Source organism: Actinoplanes sp. NPDC051851, from assembly GCF_040681165.1.
Lineage (GTDB): Bacteria > Actinomycetota > Actinomycetes > Mycobacteriales > Micromonosporaceae > Actinoplanes.
Genome location: NZ_JBFAYF010000037.1, coordinates 74,566 through 94,460 on the forward strand (window position 1 = coordinate 74,566; position 19,895 = coordinate 94,460).

Annotated in this window: 16 protein-coding genes; 9 read left to right on the forward strand and 7 right to left on the reverse strand. The window is 71.6% G+C overall.

Translation table 11 applies throughout. The features are described from left to right. Window positions 1-17: 17 nt before the first annotated feature. Together AB0M08_RS30200 and AB0M08_RS30205 are read left to right on the forward strand one after the other, a co-directional pair. Window positions 18-896, forward strand: coding sequence for a winged helix-turn-helix transcriptional regulator (locus AB0M08_RS30200; protein ID WP_364500419.1), 879 nt, complete (start codon window positions 18-20; stop codon window positions 894-896). A 435-nt stretch (window positions 897-1,331) separates the two neighbouring features. Continuing rightward, window positions 1,332-2,693 (forward strand): NAD(P)/FAD-dependent oxidoreductase, encoded by a 1,362-nt coding sequence (locus AB0M08_RS30205; RefSeq protein ID WP_364500422.1) that lies wholly within the window; start codon window positions 1,332-1,334, stop codon window positions 2,691-2,693. A gap of 69 nt (window positions 2,694-2,762) precedes the next feature. On the opposite strand, the gene AB0M08_RS30210 is transcribed toward AB0M08_RS30205, so the two are convergent. Genes AB0M08_RS30210 through AB0M08_RS30220 form a run of 3 tightly spaced genes read right to left on the reverse strand, consistent with a single transcriptional unit; the run spans window position 2,763 to window position 6,128 of the window. Further along, window positions 2,763-4,988, reverse strand: a complete 2,226-nt coding sequence (locus tag AB0M08_RS30210) for a bifunctional diguanylate cyclase/phosphodiesterase (protein WP_364500425.1) — start codon at window positions 4,986-4,988, stop codon at window positions 2,763-2,765. A gap of 54 nt (window positions 4,989-5,042) precedes the next feature. Then, window positions 5,043-5,165, reverse strand: a complete 123-nt coding sequence (locus AB0M08_RS30215; protein ID WP_364500428.1) for a hypothetical protein — start codon at window positions 5,163-5,165, stop codon at window positions 5,043-5,045. 39 nt (window positions 5,166-5,204) lie between these two features. Then, complete coding sequence (locus AB0M08_RS30220; RefSeq protein WP_364500430.1) at window positions 5,205-6,128, reverse strand: LysR family transcriptional regulator; 924 nt, start codon at window positions 6,126-6,128, stop codon at window positions 5,205-5,207. Window positions 6,129-6,252: 124 nt separating this feature from the next. On the opposite strand from AB0M08_RS30220, the gene AB0M08_RS30225 reads away from it, so the two are divergent. The 6 genes from AB0M08_RS30225 to AB0M08_RS30250 are packed head-to-tail and all read left to right on the forward strand — an operon-like array spanning window position 6,253 to window position 11,304. Beyond that, window positions 6,253-6,969 (forward strand): SDR family oxidoreductase, encoded by a 717-nt coding sequence (locus AB0M08_RS30225; protein ID WP_364500432.1) that lies wholly within the window; start codon window positions 6,253-6,255, stop codon window positions 6,967-6,969. Between the two features lie 32 nt (window positions 6,970-7,001). Continuing rightward, a complete protein-coding gene (locus AB0M08_RS30230) occupies window positions 7,002-7,856 on the forward strand; it encodes a transporter substrate-binding domain-containing protein (RefSeq protein WP_364500435.1) in 855 nt (284 codons plus the stop codon). Between the two features lie 59 nt (window positions 7,857-7,915). Further along, window positions 7,916-8,701 carry an amino acid ABC transporter ATP-binding protein gene (locus AB0M08_RS30235; protein ID WP_364500437.1) on the forward strand — a complete coding sequence of 262 codons (786 nt, stop codon included), beginning with the start codon at window positions 7,916-7,918 and terminating at the stop codon, window positions 8,699-8,701. A gap of 1 nt (window position 8,702) precedes the next feature. Next, a complete protein-coding gene (locus AB0M08_RS30240) occupies window positions 8,703-9,344 on the forward strand; it encodes an amino acid ABC transporter permease (protein WP_364500439.1) in 642 nt (213 codons plus the stop codon). Beyond that, a complete protein-coding gene (locus AB0M08_RS30245) occupies window positions 9,344-9,988 on the forward strand; it encodes an amino acid ABC transporter permease (RefSeq protein WP_364500441.1) in 645 nt (214 codons plus the stop codon). The genes AB0M08_RS30240 and AB0M08_RS30245 overlap by 1 nt, the downstream gene beginning before the upstream one ends. Window positions 9,989-10,029: 41 nt before the next feature. Then, window positions 10,030-11,304 carry an FAD-dependent oxidoreductase gene (locus AB0M08_RS30250; RefSeq protein ID WP_364500443.1) on the forward strand — a complete coding sequence of 425 codons (1,275 nt, stop codon included), beginning with the start codon at window positions 10,030-10,032 and terminating at the stop codon, window positions 11,302-11,304. 177 nt (window positions 11,305-11,481) lie between these two features. Here AB0M08_RS30250 and AB0M08_RS30255 read toward each other — a convergent pair whose 3' ends face one another. Beyond that, window positions 11,482-15,270: a hypothetical protein gene (locus AB0M08_RS30255; protein WP_364500446.1), complete on the reverse strand. Its 3,789-nt coding sequence runs from the start codon at window positions 15,268-15,270 to the stop codon at window positions 11,482-11,484. Further along, complete coding sequence (locus AB0M08_RS30260) at window positions 15,257-16,366, reverse strand: hypothetical protein (RefSeq protein WP_364500447.1); 1,110 nt, start codon at window positions 16,364-16,366, stop codon at window positions 15,257-15,259. Before AB0M08_RS30260 ends, AB0M08_RS30255 begins: the two co-directional genes overlap by 14 nt. 257 nt (window positions 16,367-16,623) lie before the next feature. Between AB0M08_RS30260 and AB0M08_RS30265 the strand changes: the two genes are divergently transcribed. Beyond that, window positions 16,624-17,877: a WD40 repeat domain-containing protein gene (locus tag AB0M08_RS30265; protein ID WP_364500449.1), complete on the forward strand. Its 1,254-nt coding sequence runs from the start codon at window positions 16,624-16,626 to the stop codon at window positions 17,875-17,877. Here AB0M08_RS30265 and AB0M08_RS30270 read toward each other — a convergent pair. Both AB0M08_RS30270 and AB0M08_RS30275 read right to left on the reverse strand, forming a co-directional pair. After that, a complete protein-coding gene (locus AB0M08_RS30270; protein WP_364500451.1) occupies window positions 17,827-18,414 on the reverse strand; it encodes a TetR family transcriptional regulator in 588 nt (195 codons plus the stop codon). The genes AB0M08_RS30265 and AB0M08_RS30270 overlap by 51 nt on opposite strands. Window positions 18,415-18,796: 382 nt before the next feature. Next, window positions 18,797-19,858 (reverse strand): hypothetical protein, encoded by a 1,062-nt coding sequence (locus AB0M08_RS30275; RefSeq protein ID WP_364500454.1) that lies wholly within the window; start codon window positions 19,856-19,858, stop codon window positions 18,797-18,799. Window positions 19,859-19,895 lie beyond the last annotated feature (37 nt).

The window sequence follows — 19,895 nt, forward strand, 5'->3', positions numbered from 1 at the left end:
TGACTATAGTGGTGAGCGTGCGGCAAGTAGACCTGGAAGACGTGGACTGCGGGATCACGCAGGCGCTCGGAGTGCTCACCGACTGGTGGACGTTCCTGATCGTGCGGGACGTGGCGGGCGGGGTGACCCGCTTCGACGCGCTGCAGAAAGAACTCGGGATGAGCCGGCGTGCCCTCGCCGAACGGCTCGCCGCGCTGGTCGAACACGGCGTCCTGGAACGCCGTCGCTACACCGACCGGCCGCCGCGCCACGACTACGTGCTCACCGGGAAGGGCGAGGGGCTGCTCCCGGTGCTGCTCGCGCTCCAGGAGTGGGGGGACCGGTACGTGCTCGGCGACGGGTCGCTGACCGCCACCGCGGCGGCCGGGTCCGCGGAACACCGCCGGGTCCAGGGGCTGGTCGGGCGGGTACTTCCGGATCTCGTGCTACCCCGGCAGGACGGGGCGCCGGTCGCGCCTTCCGCGGCCGGGGTGTGGACCGTGCTGTTCTGCTTTCCCGGAGCATTCGCGCCCGGGTCGCGCGGGCTGCCGCCGACCTGGGGGGAGATCCCGGGGGCGCCGGGGTGCACGCTGGAGACGACGACGTACGGTGCCCGGCACGACGCCTTCGTCGCGGCCGAAGCCCGGATCCTCGGGGTCAGTACCCAGCGGCCGGACCAGCTCCACGACTTCGCCGAGCACGCCGGGCTCCCCTACGACCTGCTCTCCGACGCGGACGGGCGGCTCGCGGCGGCGCTGCGCCTGCCGACGTTCCGGGCCGGCGGCGCCGACCGGCTCAAGCGGCTGACCATGCTGGTCGATCCGGGCGGCGTGATCCGCGAGGTGCAGTTCCCGGTCACCGACCCGGCAGCCTCGGTCGGCGAGATGCTGACCGTGGTCGAGAGGTGCAGCACGTGACGGATCGACTCGTTCACGTCTCCGCCGGCCGCCCGGGGGCGTGCTGGCAGGCGGTGTAACCGGCCTGGCGGGGGCTGGGCCGCCCGGCCAGCGGGCGCTCCCTGCCGGTAGGCGCTCTCGGCCGGTGGGCGCTCCTGGCCAGCGGGCGCTTCCGGCTGGCTGGCGCTCCTGGCCGGTGGGCACTCCTGGCTGGCGGGTACTCCCGGCACCGGAGCGGCGGAGGTGCGTTGCTCGATGTTCATGGCGGTGGGGGACCGCACGGCCATGGCGGCGTCGGCGATGTTCGCCCCGATGGTGCGGGGTGGAGAGGAACGGGTGGTTGGTGCCGTAGTGGCACCGGTCGCCTCGCCGTGATGGGTGTGTGGGGGAAAACGTGAACGTGAGCCGGAATCGCGTCGCACGATGAGGGGCGAGGCACGCGGGAGGGGGAGAACCGTGAGTGACCGGCACAGGGTCGTCGTCGTGGGGGCCGGGTTCGGTGGGCTCAACGCCACCAAGGCGCTCGCCCGCGCGGACGTCGACGTCACGCTGATCAACAGCACCACCCATCACCTCTTTCAGCCGCTGCTGTACCAGGTGGCGACCGGGATCCTCTCCGAGGGCGAGATCGCGCCGCCGGTCCGGGAGATCGTGAAGCGGCAGGAGAACGTCGAGGTGCTGCTCGGGCAGGTGACCGGGATCGACGTGGGGAAGCGGACGATCAGCGCCAACGCGCCCGGCGGGATCGACTACCAGTTGCCGTACGACTCGCTGGTGGTGGCGGCCGGTGCGTCGCAGAGCTACTTCGGCAACGACCACTTCGCGCAGCACGCGCCCGGGATGAAGAGCGTCGACGACGCGCTCGAGCTGCGCGGGCGGATCTTCGGCGCGTTCGAGATGGCGGAGATCGAGACCGATCCGGCGGCGATCGGGCGGTGGCTCACCTTCGTGGTGGTCGGTGCCGGGCCGACCGGGGTGGAGATGGCCGGGCAGATCGCCGAGCTGGCCCATCGTACGCTGCCCGGACAGTACCGGCGGATCGACCCGCGGCAGGCCCGGGTTCTCCTGGTGGACGCGGTCGACACGGTGCTGCCCACGTTCGGCGGACGGCTCTCCGCGCAGGCGCTGCGGCAGCTGGCCAAGCTCGGCGTGGAGGCCAAGCTGGGCGCGAAGGTGGTCGGCGTCGACGAGGGTGGCATCACCGTCGAGCTGGCGCAGGGCCGGGAGCGGATCGACGCGGCCACCAAGATCTGGGCGGCCGGGGTGGCCGCCTCGCCGCTGGCCCGGACGCTCGCCGAGGCCACCGGCGCCGAGGCCGACCGTGCCGGGCGGATCATGGTGCGGCCGGACTGCACGGTGCCGGGTCATCCGGAGATCTTCGTGGTGGGGGACATGATGTCGCTGGACCGGCTGCCCGGCGTCGCCCAGGTGGCCATCCAGACCGGGCGCTACGCCGCCGCGACGATCCGGGCCCGGGTGGACGGCAAGCCCGCACCGGGGCCGTTCGCCTACCACGACAAGGGCAGCATGGCGACGATCTCCCGGTTCTCCGCGGTCGCCTCCACCGGGAAGCTCCAGTTCACCGGATTCGTCGGGTGGCTGATGTGGCTGGCCGTCCACCTGATGTACCTGGTCGGCTTCAAGAACCGGATGTCCACTGTCGGCCACTGGTTCGTGTCGTTCCTCGGGCGCGGCCGCTCCGAGCGGGTCACCACCACGCAGCAGGTCGTCGCCCGTGAGGCGATCCGGCACCTCGGCCTGCTGGACACCTCGATCCCGGCTCCCGAGCCGTCGCCGGTTCCCGCGTCACGACCTTGAAAGATCAACACCTTTTCCGGGTACGATCCCAGCTCGCTCTGCCGTACCGGAAAAGGTGTCCGAATCTCATCAGGCTGCGGCGACGCTGGCGGTGTCGGCGAGGAGGCGCTCGATGTCCGGGCGGGGCGCCGGTTTGAAGAAGTAGAAGCCCTGGGCGTAGCGGTAACCGAGGGTGAGCAGACGATCGGCCTGTTCCCGGGTCTCGACACCCTCGGCGACCGCGCGCAGGCCCATGGTCCGGGCGATGGTGCTCAGCGACGACGCGATCGCCTCCTGCTCGGCGGTGCCGGTGACGCCGTCGATGAACGACTTGTCGACCTTGAGCGTGGTCGCCGGGCAGGTGCGCAGCAGGGTCAGCGAGGACTGCCCGGTGCCGAAGTCGTCGAGCGCGACACCGACGCCGAGCTCGCGCATCTCCCGGACGGTCTGCATCGCGGCGCCGTCGTCGAAGACCGCGGTCTCGGTGATCTCGATGGTGATGCCGGCCGGGTCCACGCCGTGCCGGGCCATCGTCGCGGCGAGGTGACCGGGCAGATCCGGGTCGAGCAGCTGGCGGGCCGAGACGTTGATGTTGACCCGGGGCGCGTTCGCGCCGTACCGGTGCTGCCAGGTCGCGGCGTCGGCGCAGGCGGTCTCCAGGATCCACCGGCCCAGGTCGAGGATCACGCCGCTGAGCTCGGCGACCGGGATGAAGACCGCGGGCGAGACCATCGGGCCGTCCGCGGGCTGCCAGCGGACCAGCGCCTCCATCCCGGTGATCCGGCCGTCGGCCAGCTCCACGATCGGCTGGTAGTACATCCGGAACTCGCCGCGGTCCAGCCCCCGCCGGAGCGCGGCCGTCATCTCGGTGTAGTCGCGGACCGCGTCCTCCAGCTCGGCCGTGTACCCGCACGCCCGGTCGATGCCGTTGAACGTGGCCGACTTGAGCGCGAGGTCGGCCCGGCGGAACAGGTCCGCGCCGGTCGCCGCGGTCGCCACCCCGGCGCAGACGGTGACCAGCAGGTCGTCGCCCTCCACCCGCAGCGGGGTGCGGAACGCCTCGATCACGTCGTCGGCGATCCCGGTACGGTCGCCGGGCAGGTGGACGCCGAACCCGTCACCGACCAGCCGGGCGACCGTCGCGCCCGGCACGGTCGCGGCGATCCGCTCGGCGGCGGCCCGCAGCACCGCGTCGCCCTTCTCGTCGCCGATCCGGTTGTTGAGCAGGTGGAACCCGTCCAGGTCGCAGAGGAGCACGACGGCGGGTCCCGGGTGCTGCCGGACGAGCTCGCTGAACCGGCGCCGGTTCAGCAGCCCGGTCAGGTCGTCGTGGCCGGCCTGCTCGTCGAGACGGTTCAGCAGGTGGGCGTTGTCGATCAGGGCGGCCAGCTGCCGGGTCACCACCAGCACGATCAGCAGTACGGTGCCGCCGAGGTACCCGGCCGGCAGGTACCCGGCGCGCAGGGTGATCAGGACCAGGGTGACCGTGGTGACCGCGACCGAGGCGTACAGCGCCACGCTGATCCCGCGCCAGGCCGGGCGGACCGGGCGGGGCCGGGCCCGGACCTGCGAGCGGGCGGCGAGCGTGAAGAAGAGCCCGACCCAGGCGAGGACCAGCGCGACGACGCTGATGTGCGGCCACTGGCGCAGCTGCGGGACCAGGGCCCAGGAGACCGGCGCGAGGAAGCTGACCGGCGCGAGGTACCAGAGCGACCAGCCGTACCCCGGGCCGACCCCGGTGACACCCGCCTTGATCACCGCGAGGATCCCGGCGCAGGCGACGATCGCGGCGATGCCGAGCATGGCCGCCGCGACCAGCCGGTCGTCCTCCGGGACCGGGGTGACCTGGAACAGCCGGGCGGTGACGATCGCGTCGGCGACCCCGATGATCGCCACGTCCAGGTACATCCGGACCCGCTCCCGCCAGTGCCGGCGCCGCCCGGGCAGGCGCAGCATCGAGGCGATCGCGCCACCGGCCGCGACCAGGTAGAGCACGCTGGTCAGCGGGTCGGCCAGGACGAGGTGCCCGGCGCGCACCGTGGTGACCGCGTGGACGAGCGCGCCCAGGAAGAGGAAGACCGTGCAGAACGTGAGCCGGTTCCAGAACGTGCGGGCCGGCCCGCCACTGAACCGCGCCGTGACCAGGCCCGCGACGACCGCGGTGCCGATCGAGGCCAGGGCCGGCGGCCAGAGCACCCACGACGGCAGCGGCCGGACGGTGCCGGCGACGGTGAGCACGGCGCTGAGCACGGCCCACCCGACGGCGAGACACGCGAGGACCCCGGCCACCCGACGCGTCTGCTTCACGTCTGACATGGCCCGACGATCGGCGGCGCCGCGCGCCGGATTAACAAAACGCCAGGGTGCCGGTCACCCCACGCGTACGGAGACCGCGACGTCGTCGCCGAAGGGCACGGCGAGGTAGCCGTTCTCCGGTGCGCGGACCCGCGGCAGGTGGTCCGGGCGGTGGTCGGCGTCGTCCGCGACGACCATGGCGCCGGGCCGCAGGTGGGCATCGCGTCACCCGGGGGCCTAGGCGGGGGTAGTGGCCTGGACGCGGGCCAGGATGCGCTGGGCGTACCGGATGAATTCCGCGGTCGCCGGGGAGATCGCGCCGGCCCGGCGGGTGATGAAGGCGAACGACTCCACCACCGGCGGGTCGAGGGGGGCCCAGTGGAGACCCCGGCGGGTGATCATCGAATGGCCGACGTGGAAGGAGACCAGCGAGTCGCCGATGCCCTGGGCGGCCAATTCCAGGGCGTGGGTCTGGAATTCGACCTCGACTATCGGCTCGAGGACGACGCCGGCGCTCTGCGCCCGGGCCAGCAGTGAGACCCGGAGCGGGTCGTCGCGGGACCAGCGGGCCTCGGAGAGGATGAGCCGCCGCTGGACGAGGGTGGCGATGTCGACCGGGTGTTCGGCGTTCTCCCGCTGGTTCGTCACGTAGACGACCTGGTCGGTGAAGACCGACGGGGAGACGTTCAGCTCGCGGTCGTCGATGGGGAGCTGGACGATGCCGGCCTCGATCTCGCCGGCCCGGACCAGGTCGGCGACCTCGGCGGAGTTGAGCCCGATGACCCGGATGCGCACGCCGGGATGCTGGGCCCGGAAATCGCGGATGAGGTCGGTCAGCAGATAGAGATGGGCACTGTTGAACGTGCCGAAACTGACCGTTCCCTGGTCGATGGATTGGATGCGATTGCTTGTCTCCACCATTTCCGAGACACCGGCGAGAACCTTCTCGGCGAGCGGCAGCAATTGCTTTCCGGCGTCGGTCGGAAGGAGCCTCCGGGAGGTCCGCGTGAACAGCGGGAGGCCGAGCGTCTTCTCCAATTCGCGGATCTGTTCGGAGAGGCTGGGCTGCGCCACGTGGTGCGCGGCGGCCGCGGCGGCGAACGTGCCGAGCCGGGACGCCGTGACGAAGTACTCCAGCTGCCGGACGGTCGGCAGGCCCATCGACCAGCCCCTTTCCTCAAGGTAGAACCTATATCTAGCACAAGATTCTGAGTCTTGCCCTTGGCCTGGAGCGGCTGGTGCACTGGCCGCACCGCCGAGATCACCGCAACGTCAGGGGCAGTCGATGAGTTCACCCACAGGTATCGCCGTCGTCACCGGCGCGGCCAGCGGCATGGGGAAGAGCACCGTGGAGGTGTTCCTCCGCGAGGGCTGGACGGTCGTCGCCGTCGACCTCGTGGCGGCGGCCGCACCGGCCGGTTCCCCGGGCACGCTGGTCCCGGTGATCGCCGACGTACGGGACCGGGCCGCCCTCACCGCGGCGCTGGACCGGGCCCTCGGGCCGGGCAACGGCGTCGAGGTCGTCGCGAACATCGCCGGCGTCTACCCGCCCACCACGCTCGACACCTACGACGAGCCGACCTACCGGCGCGTCTTCGACATCAACGTCCTCGGCGTCCTCAACGTGACCGCAGCCCTCCGCGGCCGGCTGCACGAGGGCTCCTCGGTGATCAATTTCGCCTCCACCGACGCCTTCACCGTGTCGCCCGGGCAGCTGCTGTACGGCGCGTCGAAGGCCGCCGTCGTGATGCTCACCAAGTCGCTCGCCCTCGAACTGGCCCCCGACCGGATCCGGGTCAACGGGATCGCCCCCGGCTGGGTGGCCACCCCCGGCAACGCGGCGACCGGCCGGATGGAGGCGGCGGCCGCCTCCATCCCGCTCGGCCGGGTGGCACAGCCCGAGGAGATCGCCGAATGGGTCTGGCTGCTCTCCACCGGGTCGCACGCCGCCTTCGTGACCGGCGAGACCCTCATGCTCTCCGGCGGCGCCGTACTGCGCTGACCGCCTTCCCCCTGAAGAAAGTGAACCGATACATGGCTGAGATACGTCTTGTCGCCCTTCTCGGTGTCGCGGTGCTCGCCCTGGCCGCCTGCACCACGACCACCTCGTCGGCGAGCACTCCCGCCGCGGACTGCACCCCGCAGACCGCCGGGCTGACCACGTTCACCGCGGGGACCCTCACGGTCGGCGTACCGGAGAACCCGCCGTACACGAAACTGAACGGCACCGAGGCCTCCGGCATGGAGATCGACATCATCGCGAAGCTCGCCGCCGCGGAGTGTCTCGCGGTCGCCTATACGCCGATCACCTACGCCAACGGCATCGCGATGATCAACAACCAGAAGCGGACCGACATCATCACCGGCGGCTGGTACGTCACCGCCGAGCGCGCCGAGCAGGTCGGCTTCACCACGCCCACCTACTACGACCAGATGGCGATCATCTCGAAGAGCGGCGTCGACACCGTCGCCGGGCTGGAGACCATCGGCACCGTCGGCTCGGGCACCGGCTTCTCCTGGCAGGACGACATGACCGAGGTCCTCGGCGACAGGCTCAAGACCTATCCGAGTACGGCCGAGATGAAGCAGGACCTGGTCGCCGGCCGGATCCAGGCCGCACTCGACGGCTACGGCGTCGCCACCGAGGCGTACAAGGGCACCGACTTCACGGTGAAGCAGGCCCAGGCCGACACCCGCGTCGCGATCACCACCGAGAAGCCGATCTCGGCCTTCCCGATCGACAAGGACAACAGGGCGCTCTCCGACGCGTTCAGCGCGCTGATCGACGGCTACCGGGCCGACGGCACGCTCGCGAAGATCGCCGCCGAGTACGACCTCGCCGCCGACCTGGTGGTGCCCGCCGACGTGGCGGCCACGTCGACCCGCTGACGCCAGCCCGGCCGGGGCGCCCACCCGCGTCCCGGCCGGACCGACCCGAGGACCAGGACATGACCGCATCCCTGTTCACGCCGGCGGGCGAGGCCGCCACCGCCGGTGTCACCATCGCGAACCTCGCCAAGAGCTTCGGCTCGCACCTCGTGCTCGACGACATCTCCGTGACGGTCCGCCCCGGCAGCGTGACCGCCCTGATCGGCCCCTCCGGATCCGGCAAGAGCACCCTGCTGCGCTGCGTCAACCTGCTGGAGACCCCGGACGCCGGCACGATCACGGTCGGCGCGCAGACCGTGCACGCCGGGCGGCGGATCGCCGACCGGGACCTGCTGGCCCTGCGCCGCCAGGTGGGCATGGTCTTCCAGTCCTTCAACCTCTTCCCGAACCTGTCGGTGCTGCGCAACGTGGCGCTGCCGCAGCAGAAGGTCCTCGGCCGCAGCCGCGAGGAGGCCGAGGAGCGCGCGCTCGCCCTGCTCGACCGGGTCGGGCTCAGGGACAAGGCGCAGCAGCATCCGCAGCGCTGCTCCGGCGGACAGCAGCAGCGCATCGCGATCGTCCGGGCGCTCGCCCTGGACCCCCGCGCGATGCTCTTCGACGAGCCGACCAGCGCGCTCGACCCCGAGGTCGGCGTCGAGGTGCTCGCCGTCATGCGCGAGCTGGCCCGGGACGGCATGACGATGATCGTGGTCACCCACGAGATGCAGTTCGCCCGGGACGTCTCGGACCACCTCGTGGTGATGGCTGACGGCCGGATCATCGAGGAGGGGCATCCCGCGACGATCATGGCGGAGCCCGCACAGGAGCGCACCCGGCGCTTCCTCAGCGCGGTCCTGGAGCGCTGAGATGCCCGCCTCGCTCACCGCCGTGCTGCTCGGCCTCCCGCTGACCCTGGTGGTCACCGCCGCCGCCTTCGCCCTCGGCGCGGTCGGCGGCATTCCGCTCATGCTCGGCCTGCGCTCCCGCTTCACCCCGGTACGGCTGCTCGTCCGCCTCGCCGTCGACCTGCTCCGCGGCGTACCCACGATCGTCTGGCTGTTCCTGCTCTACTTCGGGCTCGCCGTCGGCGACGTCCGGCTCAACTCGCTCGGCGCCGCGATCCTCGGCCTCGGCCTGGTCGCCAGCGCCTACCTCGCCGAGATCTACCGCGGCGGCTTCGCCGTCGTGCCGAAGGGCCAGACCGAGGCCGCGCAGGCGCTCGGGCTGAGCCGTACCACCACCTTCGTCCGCCTCCTCGCCCCGCAGGCCCTGCGCACCGTGCTCCCGACGGTCACGACGTTCCTGCTGATGCTGCTGAAGGACTCCTCGCTCGCCTCGACCGTCGGCGTCCTGGAGATGACCGCCCAGGCCACCGCCTTCTCCCGGCAGAACGTCAGCACGGCCGGGCTCACCCCGTTCTTCGTCGCCGCCGGCGTCTACATCGCCATCAGCGTGCCGCTCGCGATCGCCGCCCGCGTCCTCGACGCCCGACTGTCCGGGAGCCACTGATGGATCTGGGCGAATACCTGCCGCGTCTGGGCGACGGCCTGGTGGTCAGCCTCCAGCTCACCGTCATCTCCGTGCTTCTCGGGTACGCCGTCGGCCTGCTCTTCGCGCTCGGCGTCTCGTCGGCGAACCCCTGGCTGCGCTGGCCGTCGGTGACCCTGGTCGAGATCGGCCGCGGCATCCCCGCCCTCGTCGTGCTCTACATCGTCTACTACGGCCTGCCCTCGGCCGGCCTGCTCTTCGACAGCTTCCCCGCCGCCGCGATCGGCCTCACCTTCACCGCCGCCGCGTACTCCTCCGAGACGATCCGGGCCGGCATCCGCTCGGTCCCCGCCGGGCAGCGCGAAGCGGCGGCCGCACTCGGGCTGGGCCGGGCCACCACGTTCCGCCGCGTGGTCCTCCCGCAGGGCCTGCGCTCGGCGATCCCCGCGCTGATGGGACTCGCCGTGCAGTCCTTCCAGACCACCTCGCTGGCCTACTCGATCTCGGTCAACGAGCTGATGGGCCAGGCGTACCAGGCCGGCGCGGTCACCTTCCGGTACCTGGAGGTCTACGCGATCACCGGCCTGCTCTACGCGGCCATCGCGGTCCCCGCGACCTGGCTCTCCGTCTACGCCGAACGCCGTCTCTCCCACGGCTACCTCTGAACCGCTCCTCGATTCGTCTGCTCCTCGAAAGGAACACCCTGATGACCCGCTACTGCGTCATCGGTGCCGGCGCGGCCGGCATCTCCGCCCTCCAACAGCTGCGCGAGGCCGGCCACCAGGTCGACTGCTACGAGAAGACCGACCGGGTCGGCGGTCACTGGAACACCGACTACGACGCCCTGCACCTGATCACCTCCCGGGACATGACCGGTTACGAGGGCTTCCCGATGCCGGCCGACTACCCGAACTTCCCCAGCCGTGACCAGGTCCGCGACTACCTCCACGGGTACGCCGCGCACCATGGCCACGACGACGTGATCCGGTTCGGCACCGCGGTGGTCTCGGTCGTCCCGATCGCCACCGACGGCCCGGTCGGCTCGGCCGGCTGGACCGTACGCCTCGACAACGGCGAGATCCACGACTACGACGGGGTGCTCGTCGCCAACGGCCACCTCTGGGACCGGAAGACCCCGGCGCTCGCCGAGCACTACACCGGCCGGCAGCTGCACTCCGGCGAGTACCGCAACACCGGCGACATCGAGGGCGGCCGGGTGCTCGTCGTCGGCGCCGGCAACTCCGGCTGCGACCTCGCCGCCGACGCCGCCGCGCACCGCATCCCGGCCGACATCGTCATCCGGGAGGGCATGTACTTCCAGCCCAAGGCGTACTTCGGGGTGCCGCGGCAGCAGATACCGTGGATGGGCCAGTTCGCCCCGGACGAGCAGGACCTGATCGCCCGGCTGCTCGCCCGGGTCACCATCGGCCGGGCCGGCGACTACCCCGGCATGCCCGAGCCGGCCTACCGGACCCTGGCCGAGGGCCGCACGGTCGTCAACGACCTGCTCCTCTACTGGATCCAGCACGGCCGGATCCGGGTCGTCCCCGGCATCGACCGGATCGAGGGCACCACGGTCCACTTCACCGATGGCACCGCGCGCGACTACCCGACGATCCTCTGGGCCACCGGCTTCCGTGCCAGCCTGCCGTTCCTCGACGACGCCCTGATCGAACGCCGCAACGACACCCCCCTGCGGTACGCCGCCGGGATCGTCCCGAAGGGCCTGGAGAAGCTCTACTACATCGGCCTGACGGCCCCCCGTGGCCCACAGATCCCGGTCTACGGCGTCCAGACCAGGATCGTCCTGCGCATGATCGAGCTGCACGAGGCCGAGCCCGAGCGCTTCGCCGGCATCGCCGCCTACCTGGGCGAACTCCAGGAGCCGGACGACCGCATCGACATCGTCCGCGCCGCATGGGACGCCCAGCGCGCCGACACCACCCGCCTGCTCGACGCCATGCGCGCCGCCCGCGTCTGAGCGGACGCGCCCTCGGGGGTATCTCTTCAGGAGTGAGCGTCGGCCGTGCCCGGTTCCGTGTGTCGAGTCCGGTCCCGCTCCGCGGCGATACGGTTCAGCAGACCCGGGAGATCCCCCCGGAGGAGCGGCCGGCGCCGGCGAAGCCGGGGCGTACGGAGGAAATGATCGTGGGGTTTGTCAGTGATCTGGTTGTTGACTCTCGATCTGCGGTAGTTCCCGCATTTCGGTCACGTGGAGACCGAGGAGGGTGACCTCGGCCAGTTCGAGGGCGACGTCGCTGGAGCGGCCGTCGTCGGCGTCGGCGAGGATCACCGGCAGGTCCTCCTCGCCGGGCCGGGAGACCCCGATGCTGAATCCCGTGACCACCTCGGCCCACTCCGTCGCGTCGAGGCCGCTGTGCCATAACCGGACCGTGGAGCGCCACCAGCCGATCGGATCCTCGCCGGGGGGTGCGAGATCGCGCAGGCCGGTCGAGCCGCCGTCGAGCAGGAGGCGGATCGCGATCAGGTTGGCGGTGTGGCACGCGATCATCCGGACCATGTCCGGGCGCCGCGGCAGGTAGTCGCGGTAGGCGTGCTCCGCGAGGGTGCGTGCGGAGGCCAGCATCGCGGTGACCGCCGCGGCGCTGTCCTGGTTGACCACCGTGGGTAACCGGTCGAAGATCTGTTGGAGGAACATCAACGTCGGGCGGCGGCTCATCAGTGGCCGGTGGGACAGCAACGCCCGTAACAGCCCGTCGTCCCGGCCCGCTCCGGCCTGCTCGACCAGGGCGGCCGTCTGCTCCGCGACCAGGTATTCGGCGAAGGTCCGGTGCAGGAACTCGTAGTGGTGCGCGCCGTCGTCGACCTCGGTCGAGGTCACGAGGAAGAAGTCCGCGAAGGCGTCCGGCGACGGGTCACCCGCGAGCCGGGGTAACCGCCGTCCGGGGCCGAGGGCCGCCAGGTCCTGCCACAGCTCGGCCCGGCCGATCCGTGGTGCGGACCGGTTGAACATGCCGAAGGCGGCCACGCACAACCGGCGGCGGTACTCGTCGGCCAGGGGATCGGTGGGGACCGGCACACGGTCACGGGCGATCACGGTGTCCAGCAGCCCCCGGTACAACCGCGCCATCGACAGACCGGACTCGACGGCCTCCGGCGCGGCGGCGTGATAGGTCGCGAGCATCGTCAGCAGGAGCGGATTCCGGCCCAGGTCGCCGCAGCGCAGCGCGACGGCCGTGCTCAGTGGACGGAACGACGGCCGGTCCGCGTTGGCCGTGTTCCAGACGGTCAGCAGCCGGCCCATCCGGGTCTCGTCGAAGTCCTCGATACGGACCAGCAACGTCCCGTCCGGAACGGTGAACCGGCTCACCACCGACGTCCTGCTCGTCGCCAGGCACGACACCGGCATGCCGAGGTCCGCCAGCTCGGTCTGGAACCGCTGGATCCGCAGCAGGTAGTCCGGTGTCGCCTCGCCGCTCTGCAGGCACTCGTCCAGGCCGTCCAGGATGACGATGCGCTGGGTGGTACGGGCCGACAGCTCCGCCCAGGAGACCGCGTCACCGAGCGCGGCCTGCGTCGCGTCCTCCCACTGGCGCCGGATCGGCAGGCGCGTGTCGATCCGGCGGAGCGGAACCCGCAGTACCAGCCGCCCGTTCTCCGACAGCCGCCCGCTGAGGACCCTGGTCAGCAACGACTTCCCGGACCCGGGGTCGCCGAGCACGAGCAGCGGGCTGGAGATCGCCCGATCGCCGGTCAGGCAGTGGGCGAGGAACTCACTGAGCCCGTCGGCCGAGGCCTGCCGCTGCCACCAGGCCGCGTCGGAGACGGACGCGGAGGGCGTGGCGACCGCGGCCCGGAACCCCGGCTCCACCCAGCCCGCGCCGACGGTGGGGTAGGTGAGCTCGGTCACCGGCAGGGATCCCGGCAGGGACCCGTCGAGGGCGGCCCGGTTGATCGTGAGAAGGCGGCCGACAGCCGGATGCGCCGCCGGGAGGTCCACGCTCCGGGGCTCGTACGGCGTGTCCGGCAACGTCGTGAGCAGTCGCTGCAGACTGCGCAGCTCCACCTGGCGACGGGTGTCCTCGTGGTCACTGACCGCGGCCAGCAGGGCGAACTCCGGGACGTCCGCCGCCAGGCGCATGTAGCCGTCCCGATAGCGGTTCTCCCAGCCCGTCACGACATCGTCGGTGAACTCGGTGGCCTCCCTGTCGAGAAGGCCGGCCAGGTCCGCCGCCGACTCCCTGATCATGGGCCGCAGCCGGTCGCGGAGGTTGGCCTCGAAACCCACCGAGGTCGAGGGCATCGCGACCTTGGCGTTCCGCTTCTCCCAGTCCAGCAGTCGTATCGGCTCGTCCGGCGCCGGTTCGAGCCGCGGGGCGTGTGGACCGAGCTCGTCGTCGACGGCTTCGAGCAGCGCCGAGAGCACGACGACCGTGTGCCCGGCCGTGATCAGCTCGTGACGTTGCCGGCCGGTGCTGCGGCCCACCCTGAGCGGCAGGGTCGTCCGTACGCCGCTGACCACGCGCATCATGTCGGTACGCGTGCCGAGCCAGTCGAGCTCCGGCGAGACCAGCGCGCCGAACACGGCGAGTGCCCCGGCATAGGTCTGCGGTGCCCGGTCCGGGCGCTCGGTTCTGCGCAGCACCGACCACATCGAACGCCAGATGGAACGCCGGCCCGGCACGGACCGGCGGAGGACGGCGGACGCCGCCGTGACCACCCGCAGCGGCAGGCCGGTCGCCTGGGCGATGGTCCGGTGATCCCACGCGGCGAGCACCTCGGCCAGCGAAAGGCGTTCGACCTCGGCGACCATGGTGAGGAACTGCCGCACCCGCCGGACGGCCGGGCCGCCCGGCGCCGCGTCCGGGTGGGTGGACGTCGCACCCGTGTCAGCGGAGGCCGCACCCGTGTCGCCGGACGTCCAGGTGAGCCACGGTCCGCGCGGCACGATGGACGCGGCGATGCTCTCGGCCGGTGAACCCGGCCGCAGGGCCTCCGCGCCCGCCAGGTCGGCGGCGAGCAGGGCCCGGTACGACGCGGCCAGCAACGGCGGTGCGGCCACCGCACGCCGCCGATCCACGCCGGCCCCGGGGCCGGACATCTCGAGCGCCCGGACGTCGGGGTGGTCCGGCAGCAGCTCCCGCAGCAGGCCGGTGACCCGGTCGAACGCGGCGTCGTCCGATGCGGCATACCGGGGGAGGGCGTGCGCACCGATCATGCCCAGGATCGGGTCGCGGGCGATCAGGTCGTCGCCGACCGACTCGTCCCGCAGGATCGACACGTCGCGCCGGATCATGGCGGCGGCGGCCTCGACGGCGTTGTGCGCCGGATCGCCGGACCGCCACGGCACACCGATCGGCGTCATGTGCACGGCGAGCCCGGGAGTCACCGGCTGCCGGTCGGTGGCCGGGTCACCGGTGACGTCGAACAGGATCGTCTGCCATCCGGCGGCGAGCCAGACGGGCCGCTCGGCGGCCTCCTCCCCGGGGGCGCGCAGCACGTGACCGCCCGGCGGCAGCAGCCAGGTCCGGACGCTCAGCCCGGGCGCGGAGTCGTCGGTGCCCACCGGTGGGGCGGCGGCCGGCTCGGCGAGGACCGGATGGTCGTCGCCTGCCGGGCGCCGGCTGGCGACGATCAGCACCGCGGCCCGGCCGTCGTGCCGGGCGGCGGCCGTGCTGGCCCGCTCGACGGCCGCCGCGAAGCCGGGTAGCGGGGTGGACGCCGACCGTACCGGTGCCACGCAGGGGAATCGCAGGTCGGCGTCGTCGTGCCGGTAGGTCTGGCCGGCCCGGACGGCGACCGTCCGGGCGCGTTCCGCGTCGCCGCTGCGCTCCTCGATCCGGTAGAGGCCCGGGGTCACCCGGACGTCGACCGCGCCGACGGCCGCGGCGACCACGATCAGATTGCCGTCGCGGACGGTGAATTCCCGGCCGGCCTGCCGTGAGCCCAGCCGGATCCGTGCGGTGGGCTGGTCAGAGATGGACAACGACATTCCCTCCCCGCACCGTGATGTCCTTCAGCGCGTCGTCCGCGCCGTGGCGAACCAGTTGGTAGAGCCCGTTCGGGAGCTTCAGGTCCCATACTCCATCGCGCGCGGCCCAACTGCCGATCACCATGAGCCGTCCGTCGAGCAGATCCACCGGTTCGGCGCCCGGATCGGCGAAGTGCACCTGCACCGCGTAGCACTCCGCGGTCTTCGCCGGGCGGCCGGCGGGCGGACCGAATTCCATGTCGTCGTCCCCGGAGAGGTCGGCCTGCTGTCCGTCGGCGCCCAGTTCCGGGTCCGACATGTTCCCGGACACGAGGCCCCGGAGATCACCCCAGCGCATCCCGTTCGAGTCGATGCAGCGCAGGCTCTGTACCAATGCCGAGGTGAACACCCCACGCATGCCCTGCGGCGTGCGGCGTTCCCGGGCGGAAGCACCGAATTGAGTGCTGTAGGCGAGCACCGTCCGTACCCGCCGGGTCGAGTCGGCGTGACTGAACGGCAGACCGAACGACGGCGCGCCGGGTTTCAGCGTCCGGCAGCAGTCCGAGAAGATCACGATGTCGCGGAACAGGCCGGCACGCTGGTAGAAGTATTTGCACGCGAAGACATTGATGTTGTGGCCGAGTTCGCCCAGGCTGGCGTTGGCGGTGAACATCGCGCCGGCGTCGCTGCCGTCCGGAACCATGCCGTGGCCGGCCAGGTAGATGTAGAGCCGGCTGCGCTCCCACGCGGACGGGTCGGCGGTGACGAGCCTGCCGACGGCGTCGTTGACGTGCCGTAGGGCATCGACCACGTCGGCGACGTTGGGGCGGGCTTGATGGATCGCCAGTCGTCGATCATGGTCGCGGGGCGCGGGTACCTGGCGGACGTTCTCCAGCGGCACGGCGCCGCCGTCCAGGCTGACGAGCCAGTCCAGGAAGGCGGCCTCGTCGTGTCGCGGGCCGTGGAGGTCGGTGAGCCCGGGATAGAGATTGACGCCGACCGTGACGGCGAAGTGGGCGTCATGGGCGGGGCCGATCGGCAGAGGCGGAGACTGCGCAGAGTACTCCGGACCGTCCGCGGCGCTCAGGTCCCGCCGGTGCCGTTGGCTCACAAGGTAGGCACGATGCCAGTCTCCGCCCGGAAAGTCTGCACCTGACTAGCGTTTCTCCCCCGAATGATCCGGTAACCGTTTCTCTGCGCAGCGGTGTGTAGTTTCCCCGCCACTCCCCGCCGTCGGCGTCGGCAAGGCGGAGCGGGCGTTCTGGTACGAGGACGGCTCCGTCGTCCGCCGGCCACGGCCGGGATCCGAACCGGGTGAACTGCGAAAAAAACCCCAAAAGTGCCTATATTGATCGGTACGGTCCGGTCGTGGTTACCAATACAGAGTGTCAAGACGCGGGCCGGAAGAGCCCCGCCGGAGTGGCCCTGGTGCTGGCCCTGTTGCCGGCCATGATCGGGCTGATCGCCGTCATCGCCCCGCGGTCCGCGCAGGCCGGTGAGCCGGCGCGCAGCCCGTCCCGCACCGCCGTCCCCGGAGTCGGCGGGCTCATCGCGCTGCGCCCGGACGGGAGCGTCTTCGCCACCGTCAGCGGCGGGATGGTGCGACAGTGGAACACCGCGACCGGGCGCTGGTTCGGGAAACCGGTCAGCGGTCTCGGCGGGACGGTCCACGCCATCGAGTTCAGTTCGGACGGCCGGCAACTCGCGGTCGCCGACGACGGCGGTGTGTCGCTCTGGGATCCCGCGACCGGGCAGCCGGCCGGTCCGCCGTTAACCGGCCACGTCGGGCCGGTGCGCTCGGTGGTGTTCAGCTCCACCGGCCGGATGGCCACGGCCGGTGACGACGGCACGGTGCGGCTGTGGGATCCCGTCACCGGGCGCCTGCTGCACACCGCGACCGGCCGTCCCGGCGGCGTGCGGTCGGTGGTGTTCAGCCGCGACGGCAGGCGACTTGCGGCCGCCGGAACCGACAACACCGTGCGGCTGTGGGAGGCCGACACCCTCCGGCCCGTCGGCGAGACGCTGACCGTGCGGCCGGGCCCGGTGAACGCGATCAGTTTCAGTCCGGACGGGCGGCTCCTGGCCGTCTCCGGCGGCAACGACGTCGTCCGGTTCTGGTCCCCGGCGACCGGTGAGCCCGCGGGCGCCCCGATCGTCGCCGGCTCCGGCCCGGTCTACGCCCTGACGTTCAGCCGGGGCCGCAAGCTCCTGGCCACCTCATCCGGCGGCGATCACACCGTGCGGCTGTGGAACACGGTGACCCGTAGCCCGGCCGGTGCGCCGCTCGTCGGCCACACCGCCCCGGTGCGCGCCCTGCGGTTCGGCCCGAACGGAAGACTCCTCGCCACGGGCAGCGACGACGGCACCGTGCGGCTCTGGGACACGGACACCGGAATCCCGGAGGGCGCGCCGCTGACCGGGCACCGGGGCCAGGTCTGGTCCCTGCGGATCACGCGTGACGGCGGGCGCCTGATCACCGCCGGCGCCGACGACAGGGTCCGCCTCTGGAGCATCCCGCCCCGGAACCCTGCCGGTGCCGGGCGGCCGGGCCGGCCGCCTGCCCGCTCGTGGTCACAGGCCGGCGCGCAGCATGAGCAGGCAGCTGCGGATGAGTTCCGGTAGGAGCGTCTCGGTGGCGCCGGTGGCCCACTGCACGATCGAGAGGTGCAGCGTGACGGTCAGCGCGCCGCCGAGCAGGCCCGGGTAGGGATCGGTGCGGTGATCGGTGTCCGTCCGCTCGCTGACGATCCTGATCAGGGAACGCTGGGCCCGGTCCCGCATCAGCATCGCCTCGACGCGGGTCTGCGGGTCGGCGTCGATCATGCGGATCAGGGAGGCGAACGCGTCGCGGTTCTGCGTCATCTCGACGACCGCCGCGGGCAGGGTGTGTAGCAGGCAGTCCCAGAGCGGCTCCCCGGGCGGGCGGCTGCGGATCCGGGCCACCATGGCCTGCCGCTGCTGGTCCAGCTCGTCGGGGATGGCCTCCTCGCGGTTGCGGAAGTGGTATCGGAACGTGCGGGTCGTCAGGTCGGCCCGGGCGGCGACGGATCCCGGCGTCACCGCGTCGAGGCCGTCCTCGAGCATCATGATCCAGGCGATCCGGCTCAGGGTCGTGCGTGCTGCCGTGTTCCGGTGGTCTCGGGTTCTGGGCCGAGTCATGCTGTTCTACCTGCGTGGTCCCGTCGCGGGGGCGGCTCCCTTCTGGGGGGGAAAGGGAGCCGCCCGGTCTCGGTGGTTCAAAATTGACGCGGTCCGGACATGAACCGTTTCATGGTGCTCCTTTGCGAATGGAGACGACACCGACCGCCGCAACCGTGTGGATCAGGCCCGGCCCCGATGACCGGGACCGGCCCGTTCGCTCACTCGCCGACGTGCTCGTGTGGGAAGGCGATCGCGCGGGCCCCGGCCGGCTCGGCGGTGACGTCGCCCGGGCCGGTCCAACGGAAGCCGCCGTTGTGGGTGACGATCCGGTGCGGCCCCGGTGCACGTCCTCGATCGAGACGTCGCGAGGCGGTAGGCAGAACCGCTGGGGAGCCGGACGTCACGAGACCCTGCGTAGGCCGCCGCCGTCCCGAAGCAGGTATGCGGGTGGGTCAGGCCGGTCGTCTTGCGGCACGGAGTGGAATGGCCGGCCGTCGTCGCTGATGACGGCCTGGCGGCCGACACCGTCCTGGGTGTACTCCAGTGTGGCGGTCCATTCGATGTCCTCGGCCGGGCCTTCGGCGATGCACAGGTCGAAGACTTCCGGGTCGGTGGCCGACACCTTGAAGGGGAACTTCGTCGCGGGCAGGGAGGTGCCGTACTCGTCCTCTCCTCGCATTGCCGTGACCCTCGGCGGATGTGCGCCGAAGTCGACGGTGAATGCCCGAGGCAGCATGGCGCTGCCACAGTCGGATATGTCGGCGATCCGGGTCCGGCTCGTCAAGGGGTGCCGGTTCGTGACGTCGATGGACAGGCCGGTGAGGATGGCGGCGTTCGCCGAGTTGTTCTGCACCGTGAACTGCACCCAATTCACCGCGCGCCAGCCGCCAGCCTGCGCCACCCATGTGGCGAAGTCTGGTGAATGGTTGATGGCATCGTCGGGGGTCAGCGATCTCGGCAGGGCGGATCTCAGCGCATGGGCGGTGCCGGGGAAGTAGTAGATCGATGCGGGGCAATCGATGTCGAATCCGCGATTCGCCACCCTGGTCATGATCGGTGCGCTGAGCGGCGTCTCCGCCGGGGGTGGTGCCCCCGTCGACGGGGTGCGCCGGGTGGCGATCACCACGACGGCGACCAGCGCGGCCATGACCGCCAGGGACAGGATCATGTAGCCGGGCGACATTCCCACGCGGAGGTCGCCGCGTACCTGGGCGGTGTGGTCGCCGATGGTGATCGTGCTCTGCTGATGGACCCCGGGCGCCGGCGAAGGCGGCGGAGCCGGTTCGGCGTTCCGGTCCAGGGCCATCACCGCTACGAGGATGCCGCCGATCGTCAGGACGATCACCGTCGTCGCGATTCCCCACGAGGGATGATCGGTCAGAATATTGATCGTGAGGCCGGTCGCCGTGGACAGCACCACCGTGGAGCCGGCCGCGATGGCTTGCCGGGAATCGTTGAACATGCGACGCGCTCCTGAGTCCGCAGTGCGGGGAAAACGT

What these genes read in the sequence shown, in the direction of transcription:
- AB0M08_RS30230 (WP_364500435.1), top strand. Translation starts at nt 7,002, where the DNA reads ATGGCTGAGATACGTCTTGTCGCCCTTCTCGGTGTCGCGGTGCTCGCC.
- AB0M08_RS30225 (WP_364500432.1), top strand. Translation starts at nt 6,253, where the DNA reads ATGAGTTCACCCACAGGTATCGCCGTCGTCACCGGCGCGGCCAGCGGC.
- AB0M08_RS30220 (WP_364500430.1), bottom strand. Translation starts at nt 6,128, where the DNA reads ATGGGCCTGCCGACCGTCCGGCAGCTGGAGTACTTCGTCACGGCGTCC.
- AB0M08_RS30275 (WP_364500454.1), bottom strand. Translation starts at nt 19,858, where the DNA reads ATGTTCAACGATTCCCGGCAAGCCATCGCGGCCGGCTCCACGGTGGTG.
- AB0M08_RS30235 (WP_364500437.1), top strand. Translation starts at nt 7,916, where the DNA reads ATGACCGCATCCCTGTTCACGCCGGCGGGCGAGGCCGCCACCGCCGGT.
- AB0M08_RS30270 (WP_364500451.1), bottom strand. Translation starts at nt 18,414, where the DNA reads ATGACTCGGCCCAGAACCCGAGACCACCGGAACACGGCAGCACGCACG.
- AB0M08_RS30240 (WP_364500439.1), top strand. Translation starts at nt 8,703, where the DNA reads ATGCCCGCCTCGCTCACCGCCGTGCTGCTCGGCCTCCCGCTGACCCTG.
- AB0M08_RS30250 (WP_364500443.1), top strand. Translation starts at nt 10,030, where the DNA reads ATGACCCGCTACTGCGTCATCGGTGCCGGCGCGGCCGGCATCTCCGCC.
- AB0M08_RS30245 (WP_364500441.1), top strand. Translation starts at nt 9,344, where the DNA reads ATGGATCTGGGCGAATACCTGCCGCGTCTGGGCGACGGCCTGGTGGTC.
- AB0M08_RS30210 (WP_364500425.1), bottom strand. Translation starts at nt 4,988, where the DNA reads ATGTCAGACGTGAAGCAGACGCGTCGGGTGGCCGGGGTCCTCGCGTGT.
- AB0M08_RS30215 (WP_364500428.1), bottom strand. Translation starts at nt 5,165, where the DNA reads ATGGTCGTCGCGGACGACGCCGACCACCGCCCGGACCACCTGCCGCGG.